The sequence below is a fragment of the Agromyces sp. Soil535 genome (genome assembly GCF_001428255.1).
Classification (GTDB): Bacteria; Actinomycetota; Actinomycetes; order Actinomycetales; family Microbacteriaceae; genus Agromyces.
The window spans coordinates 36,842-55,198 of record NZ_LMRW01000025.1; the positions used below are offsets into that span (position 1 = coordinate 36,842).

The 18,357-nt window shown below is 71.2% G+C and carries 17 protein-coding genes; 11 read left to right on the forward strand and 6 right to left on the reverse strand.

The window, feature by feature from the left end:
* Window position 1: 1 nt before the first annotated feature.
* On the reverse strand, window positions 2–799 hold the full coding sequence (locus tag ASG80_RS17290; RefSeq protein ID WP_056733009.1) for an SDR family oxidoreductase: 798 nt from the start codon (window positions 797–799) through the stop codon (window positions 2–4).
* A gap of 72 nt (window positions 800–871) precedes the next feature.
* On the opposite strand from ASG80_RS17290, the gene ASG80_RS17295 reads away from it, so the two are divergent.
* Complete coding sequence (locus ASG80_RS17295) at window positions 872–1,462, forward strand: TetR/AcrR family transcriptional regulator (protein ID WP_162256649.1); 591 nt, start codon at window positions 872–874, stop codon at window positions 1,460–1,462.
* Between the two features lie 85 nt (window positions 1,463–1,547).
* The gene (locus tag ASG80_RS17300; protein ID WP_056733013.1) at window positions 1,548–3,365 is read left to right on the forward strand and encodes a DEAD/DEAH box helicase; all 1,818 of its coding nucleotides are present in this window, start codon (window positions 1,548–1,550) and stop codon (window positions 3,363–3,365) included.
* Window positions 3,366–3,373: 8 nt separating this feature from the next.
* On the opposite strand, the gene ASG80_RS17305 is transcribed toward ASG80_RS17300, so the two are convergent.
* On the reverse strand, window positions 3,374–3,877 hold the full coding sequence (locus tag ASG80_RS17305; protein ID WP_056733015.1) for a hypothetical protein: 504 nt from the start codon (window positions 3,875–3,877) through the stop codon (window positions 3,374–3,376).
* A 176-nt stretch (window positions 3,878–4,053) separates the two neighbouring features.
* On the opposite strand from ASG80_RS17305, the gene ASG80_RS17310 reads away from it, so the two are divergent.
* A complete protein-coding gene (locus ASG80_RS17310) occupies window positions 4,054–4,662 on the forward strand; it encodes a hypothetical protein (RefSeq protein WP_056733017.1) in 609 nt (202 codons plus the stop codon).
* A gap of 113 nt (window positions 4,663–4,775) precedes the next feature.
* On the opposite strand, the gene corA is transcribed toward ASG80_RS17310, so the two are convergent.
* Window positions 4,776–5,780, reverse strand: coding sequence for a magnesium/cobalt transporter CorA (gene corA, locus ASG80_RS17315; protein ID WP_056733020.1), 1,005 nt, complete (start codon window positions 5,778–5,780; stop codon window positions 4,776–4,778).
* Window positions 5,781–6,176: 396 nt separating this feature from the next.
* On the opposite strand from corA, the gene ASG80_RS17320 reads away from it, so the two are divergent.
* Window positions 6,177–7,121 (forward strand): phosphodiesterase, encoded by a 945-nt coding sequence (locus ASG80_RS17320; protein ID WP_235508374.1) that lies wholly within the window; start codon window positions 6,177–6,179, stop codon window positions 7,119–7,121.
* On the opposite strand, the gene ASG80_RS17325 is transcribed toward ASG80_RS17320, so the two are convergent.
* Together ASG80_RS17325 and ASG80_RS17330 are read right to left on the reverse strand one after the other, a co-directional pair.
* On the reverse strand, window positions 7,090–8,481 hold the full coding sequence (locus ASG80_RS17325) for a cell wall metabolism sensor histidine kinase WalK (protein ID WP_056733023.1): 1,392 nt from the start codon (window positions 8,479–8,481) through the stop codon (window positions 7,090–7,092). The two genes, ASG80_RS17320 and ASG80_RS17325, sit on opposite strands and share 32 nt — an antisense overlap.
* The gene (locus tag ASG80_RS17330; protein ID WP_056733025.1) at window positions 8,474–9,151 is read right to left on the reverse strand and encodes a response regulator transcription factor; all 678 of its coding nucleotides are present in this window, start codon (window positions 9,149–9,151) and stop codon (window positions 8,474–8,476) included. Before ASG80_RS17330 ends, ASG80_RS17325 begins: the two co-directional genes overlap by 8 nt.
* A gap of 156 nt (window positions 9,152–9,307) precedes the next feature.
* On the opposite strand from ASG80_RS17330, the gene ASG80_RS17335 reads away from it, so the two are divergent.
* Complete coding sequence (locus ASG80_RS17335; RefSeq protein WP_056733027.1) at window positions 9,308–9,889, forward strand: hypothetical protein; 582 nt, start codon at window positions 9,308–9,310, stop codon at window positions 9,887–9,889.
* Window positions 9,890–9,963: 74 nt separating this feature from the next.
* On the opposite strand, the gene ASG80_RS17340 is transcribed toward ASG80_RS17335, so the two are convergent.
* Window positions 9,964–11,583 (reverse strand): stealth family protein, encoded by a 1,620-nt coding sequence (locus ASG80_RS17340; RefSeq protein ID WP_082590641.1) that lies wholly within the window; start codon window positions 11,581–11,583, stop codon window positions 9,964–9,966.
* A gap of 400 nt (window positions 11,584–11,983) precedes the next feature.
* Between ASG80_RS17340 and ASG80_RS17345 the strand changes: the two genes are divergently transcribed.
* The 6 genes from ASG80_RS17345 (at window position 11,984) to ASG80_RS17370 (ending at window position 18,356) form a co-directional block, all read left to right on the forward strand.
* Window positions 11,984–13,039: an acyl-CoA desaturase gene (locus ASG80_RS17345; RefSeq protein ID WP_056733396.1), complete on the forward strand. Its 1,056-nt coding sequence runs from the start codon at window positions 11,984–11,986 to the stop codon at window positions 13,037–13,039.
* 103 nt (window positions 13,040–13,142) lie between these two features.
* Window positions 13,143–14,540 (forward strand): NtaA/DmoA family FMN-dependent monooxygenase, encoded by a 1,398-nt coding sequence (locus tag ASG80_RS17350; RefSeq protein ID WP_056733029.1) that lies wholly within the window; start codon window positions 13,143–13,145, stop codon window positions 14,538–14,540.
* Window positions 14,541–14,636: 96 nt separating this feature from the next.
* Window positions 14,637–15,986 (forward strand): aminotransferase class V-fold PLP-dependent enzyme, encoded by a 1,350-nt coding sequence (locus ASG80_RS17355; RefSeq protein WP_235508375.1) that lies wholly within the window; start codon window positions 14,637–14,639, stop codon window positions 15,984–15,986.
* A gap of 75 nt (window positions 15,987–16,061) precedes the next feature.
* On the forward strand, window positions 16,062–17,018 hold the full coding sequence (locus ASG80_RS17360; RefSeq protein ID WP_082590572.1) for a bile acid:sodium symporter family protein: 957 nt from the start codon (window positions 16,062–16,064) through the stop codon (window positions 17,016–17,018).
* A gap of 60 nt (window positions 17,019–17,078) precedes the next feature.
* Window positions 17,079–17,807 carry a hypothetical protein gene (locus ASG80_RS17365; RefSeq protein ID WP_056733031.1) on the forward strand — a complete coding sequence of 243 codons (729 nt, stop codon included), beginning with the start codon at window positions 17,079–17,081 and terminating at the stop codon, window positions 17,805–17,807.
* 51 nt (window positions 17,808–17,858) lie between these two features.
* Window positions 17,859–18,356, forward strand: a complete 498-nt coding sequence (locus ASG80_RS17370) for an FBP domain-containing protein (protein WP_056733033.1) — start codon at window positions 17,859–17,861, stop codon at window positions 18,354–18,356.
* Window position 18,357 lies beyond the last annotated feature (1 nt).

An 18,357-nucleotide genomic window follows, 5' to 3' on the forward strand; every position in this document is an offset into this window, starting at 1 on the left:
GCTAGACGTGCGCTGCGGGTCGCGAAATCCGGCCCATCACCTGCGCGACCATGCGGCGCGGCAGGAGCTTGCTGACGAGGGCGAGCGGTCGGCCGTTGGTCACGACCGACGGTGGTGCGGATCGACGGTCGAGGGTCTCGAGCGCGATTCGCACGACGTGTTGCGGCGTCGCGCGGGGGGCGCCGTAGTCGGCGGATTGACTGCCGGCGGCGTCGAAGAACTCCGTCTGCATCGCACCCGGATTCACGGCGAGGACTCGGAGCTCGGATCCTCGCGCCTCCGCCCACAGCGACTCGGTGAAGTTGAGGACGAAGGCCTTGGTCGCCCCGTACACGCTGAGATATGGGGTCGGCTGGAGGCCGAGCAGGCTCGCGACGTTGATGAGTACTCCACTGCCGGCCGTCAGCGGCTCGAAGTAGGCGTGGCTCAGGTCGACGACGGAACTGACATTCAGCGCGATCATGCTCTGGAGCCGCTCGGGATCCTCATCGCCGAACTCGTTGTGGGTGCCGAAGCCCGCGTTGTTGACCAGGCTTGTCGCCCGGATACCCCGGCCTTCGAGCTCGGCACGAAGCGTGCGGCCGGCGTCGGGCCGACCGAGATCACGGGCGATGACGGTCACCGTGACCCCGTAGGCACGGGTGAGTTCTTCGGCGAGGGCTTCGAGACGGCCTGCGCGTCGTGCGACGAGGACGAGATCGGAGCCTCGGCGAGCCAACTGGCGGGCGAATTCCGCGCCGAGGCCCGAGCTCGCTCCCGTGACGATCGTGGTCTGGGTGGTGTAATCGATTCTGCTCATGTGTACATGGTATGCACACTCTTGCACGCAGTGCAAGCGAATGCAGCTGGTGTATTGATGTACCATCAGTGCATGAGAACTTCACCCGTACCGCTTCGCGAACAGACACGCGCCGTGATGCGCTCGCTTATCGCGCAGACCGCCATGGATCTGTTTGCCGAGAAGGGGTACGACGACACGACCGTGGAGGACGTCGCGGCCGCGGCCGGCATCTCTCGCCGAACACTCTTCAACTACTTCCGCAACAAGGAGGATCTGGCGCTCGGCGGCCTCACCGAACAGGGGGAGCTGATCGCTGCGCGCCTCGCCGAACGGCCCGACGACGAGAGCATCTGGGCCTCCCTGCGATCGTCGTTCGGGGTCCTGCAGGAGATCGATGCGACATTCGAACGGCGGCTGGAGATCGTGTCGCTCCTGTTCGGCAACGACTCGCTCCGGGCCGGCCACGCCGAGAAGCAGGCGCGTTGGCAGGAACTCCTCGCGCCCCTGATCGCGCCCCGGCTGCCCGAATCCGACCACCGGATGCTCAAGGCTCGAGCCATCGCGGCCACGGCGATCACCTGCCTGCAGGCCGCCATAGAGGAATGGGTGCGCCGCCGTGGAGACGCCGACCTCTTCGACCTCTACGACGCGGCCATCGAGGCCGTGCGTCGCACTACCTGATCGCGCCAACCTGGATGACTCATCGCGTCCGTGAGGTCGACGTGATGTTTCCACGGGCTCCCAGCCCGGCGGACTACCCTGAAGCGTGACTTCAGGCGACGCTCCGGTCGAGGTGGAGGCTCCAGAGGAGCCCGCCACGACGTTCTCCGACCTCGGCCTCGACGGCGCGGTGCTCAAGGCGCTCGACGACGTCGGCTACGAGACGCCATCGGCGATCCAGGCCGCGACGATCCCGACGCTCCTCGCAGGCCGCGACGTCGTGGGCCTGGCGCAGACCGGCACCGGCAAGACGGCGGCCTTCGCCCTGCCGATCCTCGCGCGGCTCGACGTGTCGCAGAAGACGCCGCAGGCGCTCGTGCTCGCGCCCACCCGCGAGCTCGCGCTGCAGGTCTGCGAGGCGTTCGAGCGCTACGCCGCGCACCTGCGCGGCGTGCACATCCTGCCGGTGTACGGCGGCCAGGGCTACGGCGTGCAGCTCTCGGCCCTGCGCCGCGGCGTGCACATCGTCGTCGGCACGCCGGGCCGCATCATGGACCACCTCGACAAGGGCACGCTCGACCTCTCGGAGCTGAAGTACCTCGTGCTCGACGAGGCAGACGAGATGCTGAAGATGGGCTTCGCAGAGGACGTCGAGACGATCCTCGCGGATACCCCCGACGACAAGCAGGTCGCCCTGTTCTCGGCGACCATGCCGGCTGCGATCCGTCGCATGTCGAAGCAGTACCTGCACGACCCCGAAGAGATCACAGTCAAGACGAAGACGCAGACGTCGGCGAACATCGCGCAGCGCTACCTGGTGGTCTCGTACGCGCAGAAGGTCGACGCCCTCACCCGCATCCTCGAGGTCGAGAACTTCGAGGGCATGATCGTCTTCGTCCGCACCAAGAACGTCACCGAGGAGCTCGCAGAGAAGCTCCGCGCCCGCGGCTATTCGGCCGCCGCGATCAACGGCGACATCGCCCAGGTGCAGCGCGAGCGCACGGTCAACCAGTTGAAGTCGGGCAAGCTCGACATTCTGGTGGCCACGGATGTCGCGGCGCGCGGCCTCGACGTGGAGCGCATCAGCCACGTGGTGAACTTCGACATCCCCTCCGACAGCGAGCCGTACGTGCACCGCATCGGGCGTACCGGGCGTGCGGGACGCACCGGCGACGCGATCAGCTTCGTCACCCCGCGCGAGCGGGGACTCCTCGCGCGGATCGAGAAGGCCACGCGCCAGCCGCTCATCCACATGCAACTGCCGAGCGTGGACGAGGTGAACGTCACTCGTCTTGCCCGGTTCGACGACCGCATCTCCGAGGCGCTCGCCAAGGCGGATCGCATCGAGGGCTTCCGCGACATCGTCGCGCACTACATGCGGCACCACGACGTGCCCGAGGTGGATGTCGCCGCGGCGCTCGCCATCGTCGCGCAGGGGGAGTCGCCATTGCTGCTCGAGCCGGAGCCCGAGCGGCCGGAGCGGGTCGAGCGCGGTGAGCGGCGGGAGCGCGGCCCCCGCGAGCGGGACGAACGTGGGGAGCGCGACGGGCGGCGCGAACGCGATGGGCGCCCCGACCGCCGTCGCCAGGGCGACACGTCCATGGCCACCTACCGCATCGCGGTCGGGCGACGCCACAAGGTCGAGCCGCGGCAGATCGTCGGCGCGCTCGCCAACGAGGGCGGCCTCAGCCGAGACGACTTCGGGGCGATCCAGATCCGGCCCGAGTTCTCGCTCGTCGAGCTGCCCGCCGACCTCTCGGCAGAGACGCTCGCGCGGCTCGACGACACCCGCATCTCCGGACGGCGCATCGACCTGCGCCTCGATCGCGGCGGCCCGAGTCGCCGGGCAGCGGGCCGGGGCGGCGACGTCGGCGCCGCAGCATCCGACGAGAAGCCCTACCGGAAGCCCCGCCACAAGAGCTGAGCACGAGACTACGCTTCGGTGTCGTCGGACCCACCCGATCCATCAGGGGCGGATGCGTCGCGCGTCCCCCTGTACATGAGCCTCGTGTACCCGGCGGAATGCACGGCGACTGCGAGCACACTCGCCACCAGCACCCCGACGCCGGCCATCCACGTGACATGCCAGAATCCCGCGACGATGCCGGTGAACGCGAAGAACACCGCGACGCTCTGCGCGATGGTCACGAGCTTCGATCCCGACGCGTGCCGCTCGAAGGCCTCCTGGTGCGTGACCAGCACCAGCCCCGCGAGGAGCGGAATGGCGATGGAGAAGGCGACGACGCAGATCAGCGAGGAGACGTCGAGCGAGGTCGCCGTGAGAAACGGCTGCACCATGACGATGCCGATGCCGATGAGCCCGCCGTACATCACGTTGTTCTGGCGGATCCACTCCTGCTCGAGCCCGGGCCGCCGACTCCACGCCGCCCACTTCTGTTCGTCCTCGTCCACGGTCGCCTCCCGGTCATGCTGCATGGCGTGGGACCGGAGCCTAGCAGGCGGCGACGCACTGCTCGCGGCGGCAAGGATGACCGCCGGCAGCCGCTCTCAGGATGGTGAACATGCGTCATCCTCGCGTTCCGCCTATCCTCGTATGGTGTCCCGCCCCCCGAACCGGGGTGACGGGCTGGATCCATGAGGCGAGGTGAGACGTGTCCGAGGGAGATCAGCCCGGCGAGCCGAAGCAGGAGTTCGGCGAGCTGATACAGCAGCCCCGCGATCCGGTGCAGCAATCCGACGAGCCGATGCGCCGAACCCGCGGCCGCCACGCCGAGCCGGCAGCGGCTCCCTCAGGAGACGGATGGCGCGCACGAGTGGCCTCCGTCCTGGCGCCGGTCGTGGCATCCGCCGAGCCCCGCATCGCTGCGACGGCAGCGTGGCTGTTCGAGCGTCGCATGCACGTGCTGATCGTCTCGGCGACAGTGGCGACCATCGCGATGCTCGGCGGCACGTTCGCGCTGATCTCGTTCGCAGGGGCACAGCAGCCGGAGGACGAGGCCACGAGGGTCCTCGACACCTCGAGGCCGACGTCGACCGATCCCGACGACTCGAACACGTACGCCCCCATCCTTCCGAGCCCCGGCCCCACGCCCACGCTCAAGCCCGGCACGCCGACGCCGACGCCGTCGCCGACCGACGACCCCGACACGCCGGTCGAGGATGCGCCGACGCAACCGTCGACGGAACCCACCCCCACAGAGGAACCGCGCCGGGAGACCGCGCCCGGCGCGACGAACCGGCCCGACAAGCCGAAGGACTGAACGGGGGTGTCGAGACGCGTCCGGATTTCGAGACAGCCGCTGGCGCGGCTCCTCAATCCGGGCGCTCCTCAACCCGCAGAGCCGGCGACGGATGCTGCGTCGCGCTGTGCTCGTCAGAGCCATCTCTTGAACTTGAACACGCCGTAGAGCCCGAGGCCGAGCAGGGCCATCATGCCGAGCGCGAACGGATAGCCGAGCGTCCAGTGGAGCTCGGGCATCTCGTCGAAGTTCATGCCGTAGACCGTGCCGATCAGCGTCGGGGCGAAGATGATCGCCGCCCACGACGAGATCTTCTTGATCTCGTTGTTCTGGGCGAGGCTCGTGTCGGTCTGGCGTCGCGCCACGAGGGCGGAGTGCACCGTGAGCGCGTTGTCGAGGATCGCCCGGAACGAGTCCACCCGCTCGTTGATGCGGATGGCGTGGTCGAGCACGTCGCGCAGTGACCGCTGCAACTCGACGTCGACCTGGTACTTCTCGGACCCGCGCCGCAGCCACTCGAGCATTCCCGCGAGCGGCTTCACCGCCCGCTGGAAGTTGATCACCTCCCGGGAGAGCTCGTAGATGCGCCGGGAGAGCAGGTCGTCGTCGCTGTCGCCGAAGAGCTGGTCCTCGATCTCGTCGATGTCGTTCTCGAGGCCGGCCACGACCGGTTCGTACTCGTCGACGACCTCGTCGAGGATGGCGTACAGCACGGCCTCGGGGCCCATCGCGAGCAGGTCGGGGTTGGACTCCATCCGCCGGCGCACCGACGCGAGACTGGGTGACTCGGCGTGCCGGATGGTGACGACGAAGTCGGGTCCGACGAACAGGTGCAGCTCACCGAACTCCACGGACTCCGACTCGTCGCGGTACCGCGCCGGTCGCAGCACCGCGAACAGGGTGTCGCCGTAGCGCTCGAGCTTCGAACGCTGGTGCCCGGTCAGGGCGTCTTCGACGGCCAACGGGTGCAGGTCGAACTCGCGGGCGACCGAGGCGACCTCCTGCGGGCTGGGGCGGTAGAGGCCGATCCATGCGAGGCCTTCATGGTCGTCCATGAGGCGGTAGGTGTCGTCGAGGTTCTTCGGCGTCTCGAGGCGACGTCCATCGACGTACACGCCGTTGTCGACCAGTGGGCACATGGGGGTTCCGTTCTCGCAGGCGCCGGTGGCGGCGCAGAGACAGCAGGCAGTGTCGGATGACGCCGCACGAGGCTGCGAGAGGAACCGGTCCGTCGAGGCGAGCCGAGCTCAGCGACGGCGGGAACGGATGCGCGACGCAGCGAGGGTTGCGGCGCCGGTACTATCGTCGGACATCGCCCTCACCTCCATTCGCGTCGATGGGCCCGATGCGGACCCGACGGGAATCCTACCCCAGGTCAGGCGGCGATCGCCTCCGAGTCGGCGCCGGCCGGGCCTCGGGGCTCGCATTCGGCTTCGTCACATTCCGCGTTCATTCACCGTTCAGATTCGCATGATCGGCTAGTTTGAGCCCGACGCCCGACGGAGTGCGTCACCACCGAACCGATGGGACGACACGTGACCACCCGTACGGCCGAGTACCCGCGGCCGGACCACTTCCTCCTCCATATCAGCGACACGCACCTGCTGGCGGGCGGCGGCCGGCTCTACGACCGCGTCGCGAGCGAGCAGCACCTGCGCACGCTGTTCGACGAGTTCGAGGCATCCGGCGCCCGGCCCGAGGCGATCGTCTTCACCGGCGACCTCGCCGACCTGGGCGAGCCCGACGCCTACGACCGGATCCGGCGCATCGTCGACCCCGTGGCCGCCCGGGTCGGTGCACAGGTGATCTGGGTCATGGGCAATCACGACGACCGGTCGGCGTTCCGCCGCGGTCTCCTCGGCGACCCGCTCGGCGTCACCCGGCCGGTCGACCGGGTCGACGACGTGAACGGCCTGCGCGTCATCACGCTCGACTCCACGGTGCCGGGGCACCACCACGGCGAGGTCGCGCCCGCCCAGCTCGACTGGCTCGCCGAGGAGCTCTCGATCGCGGCGCCGCACGGCACGATCCTCGCCATGCACCACCCGCCCGTGCCGAGCGTGCTCGACCTCGCCGTGTCGGTGGAGCTGCGCGACCAGGCGGGGCTCGCCGAGGTCATCGAGGGCAGCGACATCCGCTCGATCATCGCCGGGCACCTGCACTACTCGTCGACGGCCACGTTCGCGGGCATCCCCGTGTCGGTCGCGTCGGCGAGCTGCTACACGCAGGACCTCAATGTGCCCGTGGGCGGCACGCGCGGACGCGACGGCGCCCGCGCCTTCAACCTGGTGCACGTGTATCCGACCACGGTGCTGCACTCGGTCGTGCCGCTCGGGTCGTTCCCGACGCTCGACTGGATCGACGCCGACGAGAGCGCTCGTCGGCTGCGCACCTCCGGCATCAGCATTGCGGATGCCGCGACGCTGCCGGCGCCGAAGGAGCCGCCCTTCACCATGCCGATCCCGGTGCTGGCGGGCTGACGCCGGCGGGCAGCCCCACCGTGAAGACGCTGCCACCTCCAGGCGCGCGGGCCGCGCCGATCGAGCCCCCGAGGCGTGCGGCGAGCCGCTGCGTGATGCTGAGACCGAGACCCGTGCCGACCGGCCGCGACGACCGATAGCGCTCGCGCAGCACGCCGCGGTCGAACGCGCGGGCGAGGTCGTCGTCGGAGAGTCCCGGGCCCTCGTCGCGGACCGAGATCGCGGCGCCGCCCGCGCCGGGTGCGGCCACCGCGCGAAGCTCGAGTGCGGAGCCCGGCGCCGAGACGCGCAGTGCGTTCTCGACGAGGCCGTCGACGAGTTGCCGCACCCGTCGCGGGTCGGAGACGACGGTGGGGGCGGCATCCGCATCGACGACGATCGCGACACCGAGCGAGGCCGCCCTCGCGGCCCAGGCCTCGGCGGCCTCCCGGAGGAGCGCCGCGAGATCGACCGGCGACGGCTCGATCCGGAAGTCGTCGGACTCCAGGCGAGCGAGCTCGAGCAGGTCGCCGACGAACCGGTCCACGCGCTCGGTCTCGGCGGTGAGCGTGCGACCGACCGAGGCGACGGATGCCGCGTCGACGAGGCCGTCGGCGAGCGCCTCGGCATAGCCGCGGATCGCCGTGAGCGGGGTTCGCAGCTCGTGCGACACCGAGAGGAGGAACTCGCGTTGCCGTCCCTCGCTCGCGACGAGCGCGGTGTCGAGTGCGGCGAGGGCGCGCGCCACGTCGTCGACCTCAGGGATGTCGGAACGGGGCACCGCGACGCCGCGGCGGCCGGAGGCGAGCATGTTCGCAGTGTTCGCCGTCGCGACGAGCGGGCGGGCGATGCGGCCGGCGAGCAGGACGCCGCCGAGGATCGCCGCGATCGCGGCGGCCCCGACGATCGGGAGGAATCGCGCGACGAGTTCGCGCGTCGCCGCGACGATCGCCGATTCGGGGCGGGCCAGCACGATCGCGCCATCCCCGACCGGCCGTGCCTCGAGGATGACGGGAGCCCGCCAGGCACGCGTGGTGTCCGACACCGCAGCGCCCGCGAGCACGTCGCGTGCGACCTCGGCGTCGACCCACCGGCTGGCGCTGCCGCGCACCGAGCCGTCGGATGCGACGACCGCCCACTGGTCGCCGGCGTCGCGCGCCCACGCCTGGGCCTGGCGTGCCGCCGTCTCGAGGTCGCCCCCCTCGGCGAGGATGCCGACCTGGGCGGCGAGCTGCTCGTGCGCCTGTTCCTCGAGTGCGCCGCGGACGAGCTGCAGCGATGCGATTCCGGCGACCACCGCGACGAGCGTCGCGACGCCGACCACGAGCAGCGTGATCCGCGTGTTCAGCGTGCGGCCGCGCCGGCGCGTGCCGTCAGGCATCCGCTGCGTACCCCACGCCGTGCACCGTGCGGATCGGCGACCGCGCACCGAGCTTCGCGCGCAACTGCGCGACGTGCACGTCGACGGTGCGCCCGCCCGCGTAGTCGGCCTGACCCCACACGGTCGAGAGGAGCTGTGCGCGCGTGAACACCCGCCCCGGGTGCTCGATGAGCTCGGCGAGCAGGTCGAACTCGGTGGGGGTGAGCCGCACGTCGGCGCCGTCGACCTGCGCGGTGCGGCGTGCGGAGTCGAGGCGGATCGCGCCGAGCTCGATGACACGGGAGACATCCGGTCCGCGATGCCGGCGCAGGACGCCCTTCACGCGGGCGACGAGCTCGCGCGGTGAGAACGGCTTCGTCACGTAGTCGTCGGCGCCGAGTTCGATCCCGAGGATCCGGTCGATCTCTTCGTCGCGCGCCGTGACGAAGATGATGGGCGTCCAGTCGCCCTCGGCGCGCAGCGCCCGGCACACCTCGACGCCGTCGAGTCCTGGAAGGCCGACGTCGAGGACGATGAGCGCCGGGCGGAGTCGGCGGACCGCCGCGATGCCGGCCGCGCCGTCGCGCTCGACGTGCACGCCGAAGCCCGCCGCGTCGAGGTACAGGCGTTCGAGATCGGCGATGTGCGTCTCGTCCTCGACGACGAGCACCAGTCCGCGCGGATCGTCCATGCCACTCATCCAAGCAAACGGATGCGGCGGCTGCCCGCCGTGGCCTGTGCCCGAACGATTCCCGAACATCTCCCGCACGTCGGTCGCACACCCCGGCGGAATGGTGGAGCACGACCCGGGGATCGCCCCGGACGATGACACGACAGGAGCGAAACCATGACCCAGAAGACCACCCCGCGACGTACTCGGCTCGTCCTCACCGGCGCCGCGACCGCTCTCGCCTTGGCCGGCGGCACGCTCGTGATGGGTGCGGCGCCCGCGTATGCCACGCCGTCGATCGTGGCGACGGACGCGACGGACGCGACGGAGCCGCCGAGCGACCCGGATGCCGGGAGGCTGCGCGACTGGCGCTGGTCGCAGCTGCCCGAAGAGCTTCGCGCGGATCTCGTCGAGCTCGCGCAGGCCGACGAGGCGGAGCGGCCGGCGTTGCGCGCCGAGATCCGCGCGAAGGCGCTGGCGGGCGACTACGGCGACCGTGCGAGGCGGATCGCAGAGCGGATCGCGGCGCTCGTCGCGGCGCTGCCAGACGACCTCCGCGCCGACCTCGTCGCGACGCAGGAGCTCGCGGGCGCGGAACGCCGTGACGCGATCGAGACCATCGTCGACGGGATGCTCGCAGGCGACTACGGGGACGAGGTGCAGGAGCGCGCCGAACGGGTCTCGGAGCGCGTCTCGTCGCGGCTCGAGCGGCGTGCGCTCGTGCTGATCATCGGGGGAGTCGCGGCGGGCATATCCTGACGACCGCGCAGCGGGGAGGTCGCGTCGTGCATCACGGCGTGACCTCCCGCGCGGCAGCGCAGCGCGGCAGCCGGTCAGGCGGTCAGGTCGGGAGTGGCGGAGGCCGCCGCGAACGGGACATCCGCGGCATCCGCCGTCTTCTCCCACGGGACCGCGAACGGGAAGTACCGCTCGAGGAAGTCGATGACCGCGGCCGTGCGCTGCTCCACCGGGAGCTCGGGAAAGCTCCCGTCATTGAGGCAGAACATGTCCTGGTCGCGGCGCTTCAGCAGCAGCTTCATCGTCGGCAGCGCCTTGCGCAGCGTCGTCTCGACGTACTTCACGCGCGCGTCGGTCTGCACGACCGCGCGACCGGTGAGCAGCGCGAAGTAGTGGTACAGGGAGTTCGTGACCGAGATGTCGGTGGCCGAGCGGAAGCGGCTGGCCGCGGTGCTGCGGAACTCCTCGGGGAACGCGGCCTCGAGCTCCGCCATGACGCTGCGGCGCAGGGGCGCCGCGCAGTGCTCGAGGTGACGCGTGGTGACCTTGCCGAAGCGCTCGCGCAGCAGCGCCCGGTTCACGCGGGCGGCGTTCTCGAACCCACTGCGGCCGGGGTGCGTGTCGCCCAGGCCGATGCGGGTCGTCGCCTCGACGAACTTCGTGATGCCGCCCGGCGAGAAGAACAGCGACGGGCTCACGGGCCGGCCGAAGAACATGTCGTCGTTGGAGTAGAGGAAGTGCTCTGCGAGGCCCGGGATGTGATGCAGCTGGCTCTCGACGGCGTGCGAGTTGTGCGTGGGCAGCACCGAGGTGTCGGCGAACATCTCCTCGCTGCGCACGATCGTGACCTTCGGATGCTTCGCCAGCCACGCCGGTGCAAGGGAGTCCGTCGCGATGAAGATGCGGCGCACCCACGGTGCGAACAGGTGCACCGAGCGCAGCGCGTACTTCAGCTCGTCGATCTGCCGGTACCGCGCCTCGGAGTCGTCGCCCTCGCCGACGACGTAGCTCTGCATGCGCTTCGCGCGCTCGCGCACGAACTCGTCGCTCGAGCCGTCGACCCAGGAGAAGACCATGTCGATGTCGAAGTCCACGTCGCTCGCGAGCGGCGCGAACATGTGCTCGAGCGTGGGCCAGTCGCGCCCGTGCAGGTGCACGAGGTCGTCGACGGCCTCTGAGCGCGGGAGCGTGCGGCGCATGAGTGCGTTCTCGATCGGCGCCTCGATGGTGTCGTCGCCGAACCGCCAGAACTCGAGCTGCACGGCGGTCTCGCGGCCGTAGCGCAGGCGACCCACCGGCTCGACTCGCGGACGGTAGAGGCGCAGCACGGTCGCCTTGCGATGCGCCGAGAGGCGTCCGTCGGCGAGCAGCACGGGGTGCGAGTCCGCGGCGCGCTCGGGCGCGATGGTCGCGGAGTAGAACGGCTCGTTCGCGAACGCCGCGGCGAGCGCGCGTGCGACGGCCTTGCGGTCGGCGCGGTCGACGGCGATCACGAGGCGGTCGTCGTTGCCGCGCACGAGCAGGAATCGGATGCCCGCGGCGTCGAGCGCGGTGCCCACCGCGAGCAGGTCCTCCACCATCGACTCGCGCGGGGTCATGTGTCCGTTGCGGAGGGCGAACTGTCCCTTGCGCAGGACGAGGTCGTCGCGATCGAACCGCGCGGTGCGCGGCGCGGACGCGACCAGCACGAGTTCCGAGGCATCCGACAGCCGCATCGGCGGGGCCGGAACCGGCTCCCGCCTCGCGAACGCGTGCCCGGCGTGGTCGTGCTGGTCAGGTCGATCGCGGTCGGATCTCGTCACGGAAGGGTGGCCTCCAAGGGTCGGCGGAGCGCGCTCGAACCGCGCGGGGATCCTCTGATTCTATCGAGCCAGCGGCCCAGGGCGAGTGACTTGACAAACCCCGATCCGTGGTCCGCCGGCTGGGCGACACGAGACGACGGGGGAGCGGACGGCGGGTGCGTACCTGTGAATTCGTTGAGGGTTCCTCGGAGTCGAAAGGCGTCGGCGTAACCTGACGATTGGGGGGATCGACTTCCGTGCAGACTGCGCGCCGGTCCGCTGGAGTGGTGGGTGCGACGTGGCCGGAACCGACACAGCCGGAGCCCTTGTCGCCTTGCCTCCGGCTCGCGAGCGCGTGGGCAACAGCGAGTTCACCGAGCTCGCCCGCGTCATCCGGGGGACGGGCCTCCTGCGGCGCCGCTATGGCTACTACTGGACGAAGCTCAGCCTCGTTCCGCTCGCCTTCGCCGTCACGATCGGCGGGTTCATCTGGATCGGCGACTCGTGGTGGCAGATGTTCACGGCCGTCTGGTTCGCGTTCCTCTTCACCCAGACCGCATTCCTCGGGCATGACGCGGCGCACCGGCAGATCTTCCGCTCGGGCAGGTGGAACGACTGGATCAGCCTCATCCTCGGCGGCTTCGTCGGCATGAGCTACGGCTGGTGGCAGCACAAGCACACCCGCCACCACGCGAATCCGAACCAGCTCGGCAGCGACCCCGACATCGAGCTGCCGGTCGTCGCGTTCACGCCCGAGCAGGCGACCCGGCATCGGTCGCCCCTGATGCGCTGGATCATGGCGCACCAGGGGGCCTTTTTCTTCCCGATCCTGCTCCTCGAGGGGCTCTCACTGCATGCGTCGAGCGTGCACCGCGTGTTCGCGCGCGAACGACTCCCGCACCGCCCGGTCGAGATCGCGTTCCTCGCGGTGCGTATCGTCGGGTACCTCGCCCTGGTCTTCCTCGTGCTCTCTCCCGACAAGGCGGCCGTGTTCCTCGCCATCCAGCTCGGGCTGTTCGGCCTCTACATGGGCGCGTCGTTCGCACCGAACCACAAGGGCATGCCCATCGTGCCGAAGGACGTGCGGCTCGACTTCCTCCGTCGCCAGGTGCTCATGAGCCGCAACGTCCGGGGCAGTCGGGCGCTCGACTTCGTGATGGGTGGCCTCAACTATCAGATCGAACACCACCTGTTCCCCTCGATGCCGCGCCCGCACCTGCGCCGCGCTGCGTCGATCATCGCCGAGTACTGCCACGAGCACGACGTGCCGTATACGCAGACCACGCTGTGGCAGTCGTACGCGATCGTGCTGCGTTACATCAACCGGGTGGGACTCGGCGAGCGGGATCCCTTCGAGTGCCCGCTCGTCGCGCAGCGCGCGAGCATCTGAGCACGCACCGCGTGACGTCGTGTGACGGCGGGTGCCGTCGTGTGACGGCGGGCGCTCGCGGCATCCGCTCGGCCTCCCTAACGTCGTGAGGCGGGAGGCCGGAATGTCACGACTCATCATCGGCGCTATGGTCAGGGCCATCGGCGCGTACCCCTCGGGGTGGCGCTACCCGGGTGCGCACCGCGACCCGCGCAGCGACGCTGCGGCGTTGCGCCGCGCCGCCGAGGTCGCCGAGTCCGCGCGGCTCGACTACCTGTTCTTCGGCGACTGGCTCGCCACCGGCCATGACCTCGAATTCCGCGACCCGTACCTCGTCGCCCGGATCGACCCGCTCTCGGCGATCTCCTACCTGGCGGCGTTCACCGAACGCATCGGCCTCATCGCGACGGCGAACACGAGCTACGCCGACCCGTACACGGTGGCACGGGCGACGGCGTCGATCGACCTGCTCTCGGGCGGACGCGTCGGCCTCAGCCTCGTGACCGGGGCCGAGGCGCGCGCCGCCGCCAACCACGGCCGCGACTTCCACGCGGCGAACGACACCCGCTACGACCGCGTGGTCGAGTTCGAGCACGTGCTGCGGCGTCTCTGGGACTCGTTCGAGGACGATGCGATCGTCGCGGATGCCGCGACGGGCGTGTTCCTCGACCCCGCGAAGCTCCACGCCACCGACTTCCACGGCGCCCACCTCAGCGTCGCAGGCCCGCTGAACGTGGCGCGCCCCGTGCAGGGACATCCCCCGCTCGTGCACGCGGGCTCCTCGCCCCGCTCGCGGTTGTTCGCCGCGCAGAGCGCCGACCTCGCCCTCGTCGCGGTGAACGGCTTCGAGCAGGCGGTCGCGATCCGCGAGGAACTGCGCTCGCTCGCGTTCGAGTCGGGTCGCGACGACCGCACCCTCAAGGTGATCGCGCCCGTGCTGCCGATCGTCGGGGAGACCCGGGAGCACGCCCAGTCGATCGCCGACGAGCTCAGCGAGCTCGTGCAGATCGCCGAGGACTGGCCCGACGGGCCGCCCGCAGCGTTCCCCGCGAACCGGTCCCTCGCCCAGCTCACGCAGCTCGTGGGGGTCGACGTGTCGAAGCTGTCGCCCGACCGCGCCGTGACGCCCGCGCTCGTCGCCGGGTTCTCGGCCGCGGGCCAGGAGCTCGTCGAGATCGTCGCGGAGCGCACCGGTCGGAGCCCGTCGGGGGAGCGGCCGCCGACGCTCCGGCACCTCGTGGTCGCGGCATCCGTGAACGCGTCGATGGTCGTCGGCACTGCCGTCGAGATCGCCGCCGAGTTCGAGGCGTGGGGCGAGGCCGGCGCCGTCGACGGCTTCAACGTGCTCTCCGCGGTGCAGCCCGCGCAGTTCGAGGCGTTCGCCCGCGGCGTCGTGCCCGAACTGCAGCGCCGAGGCGTGTTCCCGACCGAGTACGAGGGCGAGACGCTGCGCGAGCACCTCGGGCTCGACCGCCCCGAGAACGTGCACGTGCGCTCGCGGGTCTCGCGCGTCACTTCGTGACCCAATGTGTCGCGGCGTGACCTCGTGCGACATCCGACGGTTGAGGGCTGAGGCGCCGCGCCATAGGTTCGACGCCAACCGACGTGAGGAGCAGCCGTGATCGCCACCGACGAGCGCACCCCGCGCACGCGCGCGCGTGCCGCGCGCTCGTCGCGGACGGATGCCGCGGCCGCCGCGGTGGGCCCCGGCCCCCTCGCCGCGCTCGCCGACGCCGGCCTCGAGGTGCCCGTGCTCGGCGGCGGCACCGTGCGGCACGTGAACCTCGACGTCGCGGCATCCGCGCCCGCCCTCGACGCAGTCGTGCAGCACGTCGCACGGGTGCTGCCGTACTACGCGAGCGTGCACCGCGGCAGCGGCTACCCGTCGCAGGCGACGACTGCGCTCGTGGAGGACGCTCGCGCGACGGTCGCCAGGCACGTCGGCGCACGCGACGACGACCTCGTGGTGTTCACGCGCAACACCACCGACGCGCTCAACCTCCTGGCCTCGGCCGTACCCGGCGAGACCGTGGTGCTCGACCTCGAGCACCACGCCAACCTGCTGCCGTGGCGCTCGCGCCGGGTCGTGGTCGGCGCGCCCACGATCGCCGCCACGCTCGACGCGCTCGACGCCGAGCTCGCCGCGCGGCCCGCGGCGCTCGTCTCGGTGACCGGCGCGTCCAACGTGACCGGCGAGGTGCTCCCGCTCGAGCGGGTCGCGCGGCTCGCGCATGCGCGCGGCGCCCGCCTCGCCGTGGATGCGGCGCAACTGCTGCCGCACCGGCGCGTCGACCTCGCGGCATCCGGCTTCGACTACCTCGCGTTCTCGGGGCACAAGGCGTACGCGCCGTTCGGCGCCGGAGCGCTCGTCGGCCGCGCGGACTGGCTCGACGCGGCCCCGCCGCACCTCGCCGGCGGGGGAGCGGTCGAGTCCGTGCGGCTGGATGGCGTGGACTGGAAGCACGGCGCCGACCGGCACGAGGCGGGCACGCCCAACGTGATCGGCATCGCCGCGCTCGCGCGCGCCCTGGTCGAGCTCGAGCGGATCGGCGACGCGTCGCGCCGCGAGCACGAGGCCGCGCTCACCGCCCGCCTGCACGACGGGCTCGCCAAGGTGTCGGGCGTCCGCGTGCTGCGGGGCTTCGACGACGCCGACGACCGGCTCGGCATCGCCACCATCGAGCTCGAACGCGGCTCTGTGGGCCTCGTCGCCGCGGCGCTCGCCGCCGAGCACGGCATCTCGGTGCGGGCCGGACGCTTCTGCGCGCACCCCTTCCTCGACCGCGTCGCGACGCGGGCGAACGGGCTCCGAGCGAGCCTCGGCGCGGGGTCCTCCGCCGACGACGTCGACCGCTTCCTCGACGCGCTCACCCGGCTCGTCGCCGACGGGCCGGCGCACGCGTACGAGCGCACGCCCGCAGGCTGGTGTCCCCGCGTCGACGACCGGCCACGGCCCGTCATCGACTGAGCCACAGCACCCGCCCGCGGCATCCGCGCGGAACCGCCAGTTCCACCCGCGCCTCGCATGCGCCACACTGAGCGCATGGGATCAGCGTTGACCACCATCGGATTGCCGGTCGCCCTCGGCATCATCATGTTCGGCCTGGGGCTCTCGCTCACGCCGCGCGACTTCGCGCGGGTCGCGAGGCATCCGAAGGCGGTGATCGTGGCCCTGATCTGCCAGCTCCTCGTGCTGCCCGCGCTCTGCTTCGGCCTCGTGCTGCTGTTCCAGCTGCCGCCGGTGCTCGCCGTCGGCATGCTGCTGCTGGCCGCCTCGCCCGGCGGCACCACCGCGAACCTCTACAGCCACCTGTTCCGCGGGGACGTGGCGCTCAACATCTCGCTCACCGCGATCAACTCGGTGCTCGCCGTGGTCACCCTGCCGCTCATCGCGAACCTCGCGATCGCGTACTTCCTGCCGGGCGACGCGTCGCTCGGGCTGCAGCCCGCGAAGACCGCGGAGGTGTTCGCGATCGTCCTCGGCCCCGTCATCCTCGGCATGCTCGTGCGCTGGTGGAAGGCCGCCTTCGCCGACCGCATGGACCGGCCGGTGCGCATCGCCTCGGTCGTGATCCTCGTCGTCGTCATCGCGGGTGCGATCGTGTCGAACCGCGAGCTGCTGCTCGAGAACGCCGGGCGGCTCGCGGGGGTCACCGTGGCGTTCTGCGTGCTGAGCCTCTCGGTGGGCTACCTGGTGCCGCGGATGCTGCGGGTCGACCGCACCCAGTCGATCGCGAGCTCGTTCGAGATCGGCATCCACAACGCGACCCTCGCGATCGTCATCGCGCAGACCGTCATCGGCAGCGCCGAGATGAGCCTTCCCGCCGCCGTCTACGGCGTGCTCATGTTCTTCGTGGCGCTCGCCTTCGGCTTCCTGATCCGCGGCCGGCGCCCGATCGAGGGGTCGGTCGAGTCCGCCGTCCCGTTCACGGTGGCCGATGCCGCGGCTCGCCGGGGCGCCGAGCCGGCTGCCGCGGAGGTGACGCCGCCCGAACGCTGAGCCGCCCGGCATCGGCGGTGCACCCGCCGTCGTCCGGGCCCGGATGTCCCGGGGCACGAGATGGGAACCGAACACGAGGATCCGCTGGAACGCCGCCGCGACGAGCTGCGGCGGGTCGTCTACGGCACGCCGGGCGGTGCCGGCGCCGTCGCCGAGGCCGAGCTCGCCGCCGTGGAGGAGGAACTCGCAGCAAGGGTGCGCGGCGCGCTGCCTGTGGCATCCGAATCGTCCCTCGGCGATGGGGAATCGGGTCGGGGGACGACGGAACCCCCCGTCCCCGCGCCGACGCCGGAGGAGCCGCGGGCCCGGTGGCGGCCTACCCGCGCATGGGTGATCGGTGCCGTCGTCGCGGTGCTGCTGCTCTTGGCGGGAGGCATCTCGGTCATCGGCCCGGTCCGCGAGGCGCTGTCGCCGCCGCGGGGCCTCGCCGTGTTCGATCGCGAGCCGTTGCCCGACGACCTGGAGCGCATCGACCAGGTGGCGACCGGCGCAGGGCTCCAACCGGATGATGCGGCGACGCTTCGCTCGATCGGGCGGGCCTTCGGCTACGACTTCTGGGTCTTCCGCGACGACAACCGCGTGTGCCTCCTCTCGCGGCGTCAGTTCTTCTTCGATTGGGTCCGGTCGTGCGCGACGATCCAGGAGTTCGAGGCCCATGGGCTCACCCGTCGCATCGCTGCGGACGATATCCGCGACGGGGCGAAGCCGCGCCGGATCGGCCCGGGCGATGTCGTGGTGGTCAGCTGGGGACCGGAGTCGACGGAGGTCGACTGGACCGTGGAGCCCTGACGCAGCCCGTCGAGCTTCGTAGACTTGGAGGCGCGGGCAGGGAGGGGACGCATGCAGCCGCTGGTCGAGAGCGACATCCGCGAGTCGCTCGGGAACGCGAGCCACGCCGAGCTCGCCCAGCTGTCGCTGCCGCACGACTTCCTGCTCACCGAGTGGGCGTACCTCGACGCGTTCGCGTGGCGCGACCCGCGCATCTTCGCGCGCGGCTACCTCGTGACCGAGCTCGACGGCGCGCCGGCCGGCGTCGTGCTGCGCGCCGCGGGCTCCAACGGCTCGCATCACCGCGCCGCGATCTGCAACCTGTGCCACACGCAGCAGCCCGCCGACCAGGTCGTGCTCTTCTCCGCCCGTCGCGCGGGGCCCCTAGGGGAGCGCGGCGACAGCGTCGGCACCTACATGTGCAGCGACCTCGCCTGCCAGGAGACCGTGCGGCTCGGGCGGCCGGCGGCCCCGTCCGAGGTGCTGCCGAGCGTGCACGAGCTCGAGCGCATCGAGGGGCTTGCCCGGCGCACGCGTGCATTCGTCGCCGACGTGCTCGAAGAGGGCTGAG

What these genes read in the sequence shown, in the direction of transcription:
- ASG80_RS17340 (WP_082590641.1), bottom strand. Translation starts at nt 11,583, where the DNA reads ATGCGGCTGTCGGATGCCTCGGAACTCGTGCTGGTCGCGTCCGCGCCG.
- corA (WP_056733020.1), bottom strand. Translation starts at nt 5,780, where the DNA reads ATGTGCCCACTGGTCGACAACGGCGTGTACGTCGATGGACGTCGCCTC.
- ASG80_RS17305 (WP_056733015.1), bottom strand. Translation starts at nt 3,877, where the DNA reads ATGCAGCATGACCGGGAGGCGACCGTGGACGAGGACGAACAGAAGTGG.
- ASG80_RS17330 (WP_056733025.1), bottom strand. Translation starts at nt 9,151, where the DNA reads ATGGACGATCCGCGCGGACTGGTGCTCGTCGTCGAGGACGAGACGCAC.
- ASG80_RS17365 (WP_056733031.1), top strand. Translation starts at nt 17,079, where the DNA reads ATGGGAACCGAACACGAGGATCCGCTGGAACGCCGCCGCGACGAGCTG.
- ASG80_RS17290 (WP_056733009.1), bottom strand. Translation starts at nt 799, where the DNA reads ATGAGCAGAATCGATTACACCACCCAGACCACGATCGTCACGGGAGCG.
- ASG80_RS17325 (WP_056733023.1), bottom strand. Translation starts at nt 8,481, where the DNA reads ATGCCTGACGGCACGCGCCGGCGCGGCCGCACGCTGAACACGCGGATC.
- ASG80_RS17335 (WP_056733027.1), top strand. Translation starts at nt 9,308, where the DNA reads ATGACCCAGAAGACCACCCCGCGACGTACTCGGCTCGTCCTCACCGGC.
- ASG80_RS17360 (WP_082590572.1), top strand. Translation starts at nt 16,062, where the DNA reads ATGGGATCAGCGTTGACCACCATCGGATTGCCGGTCGCCCTCGGCATC.
- ASG80_RS17370 (WP_056733033.1), top strand. Translation starts at nt 17,859, where the DNA reads ATGCAGCCGCTGGTCGAGAGCGACATCCGCGAGTCGCTCGGGAACGCG.
- ASG80_RS17350 (WP_056733029.1), top strand. Translation starts at nt 13,143, where the DNA reads ATGTCACGACTCATCATCGGCGCTATGGTCAGGGCCATCGGCGCGTAC.
- ASG80_RS17295 (WP_162256649.1), top strand. Translation starts at nt 872, where the DNA reads ATGAGAACTTCACCCGTACCGCTTCGCGAACAGACACGCGCCGTGATG.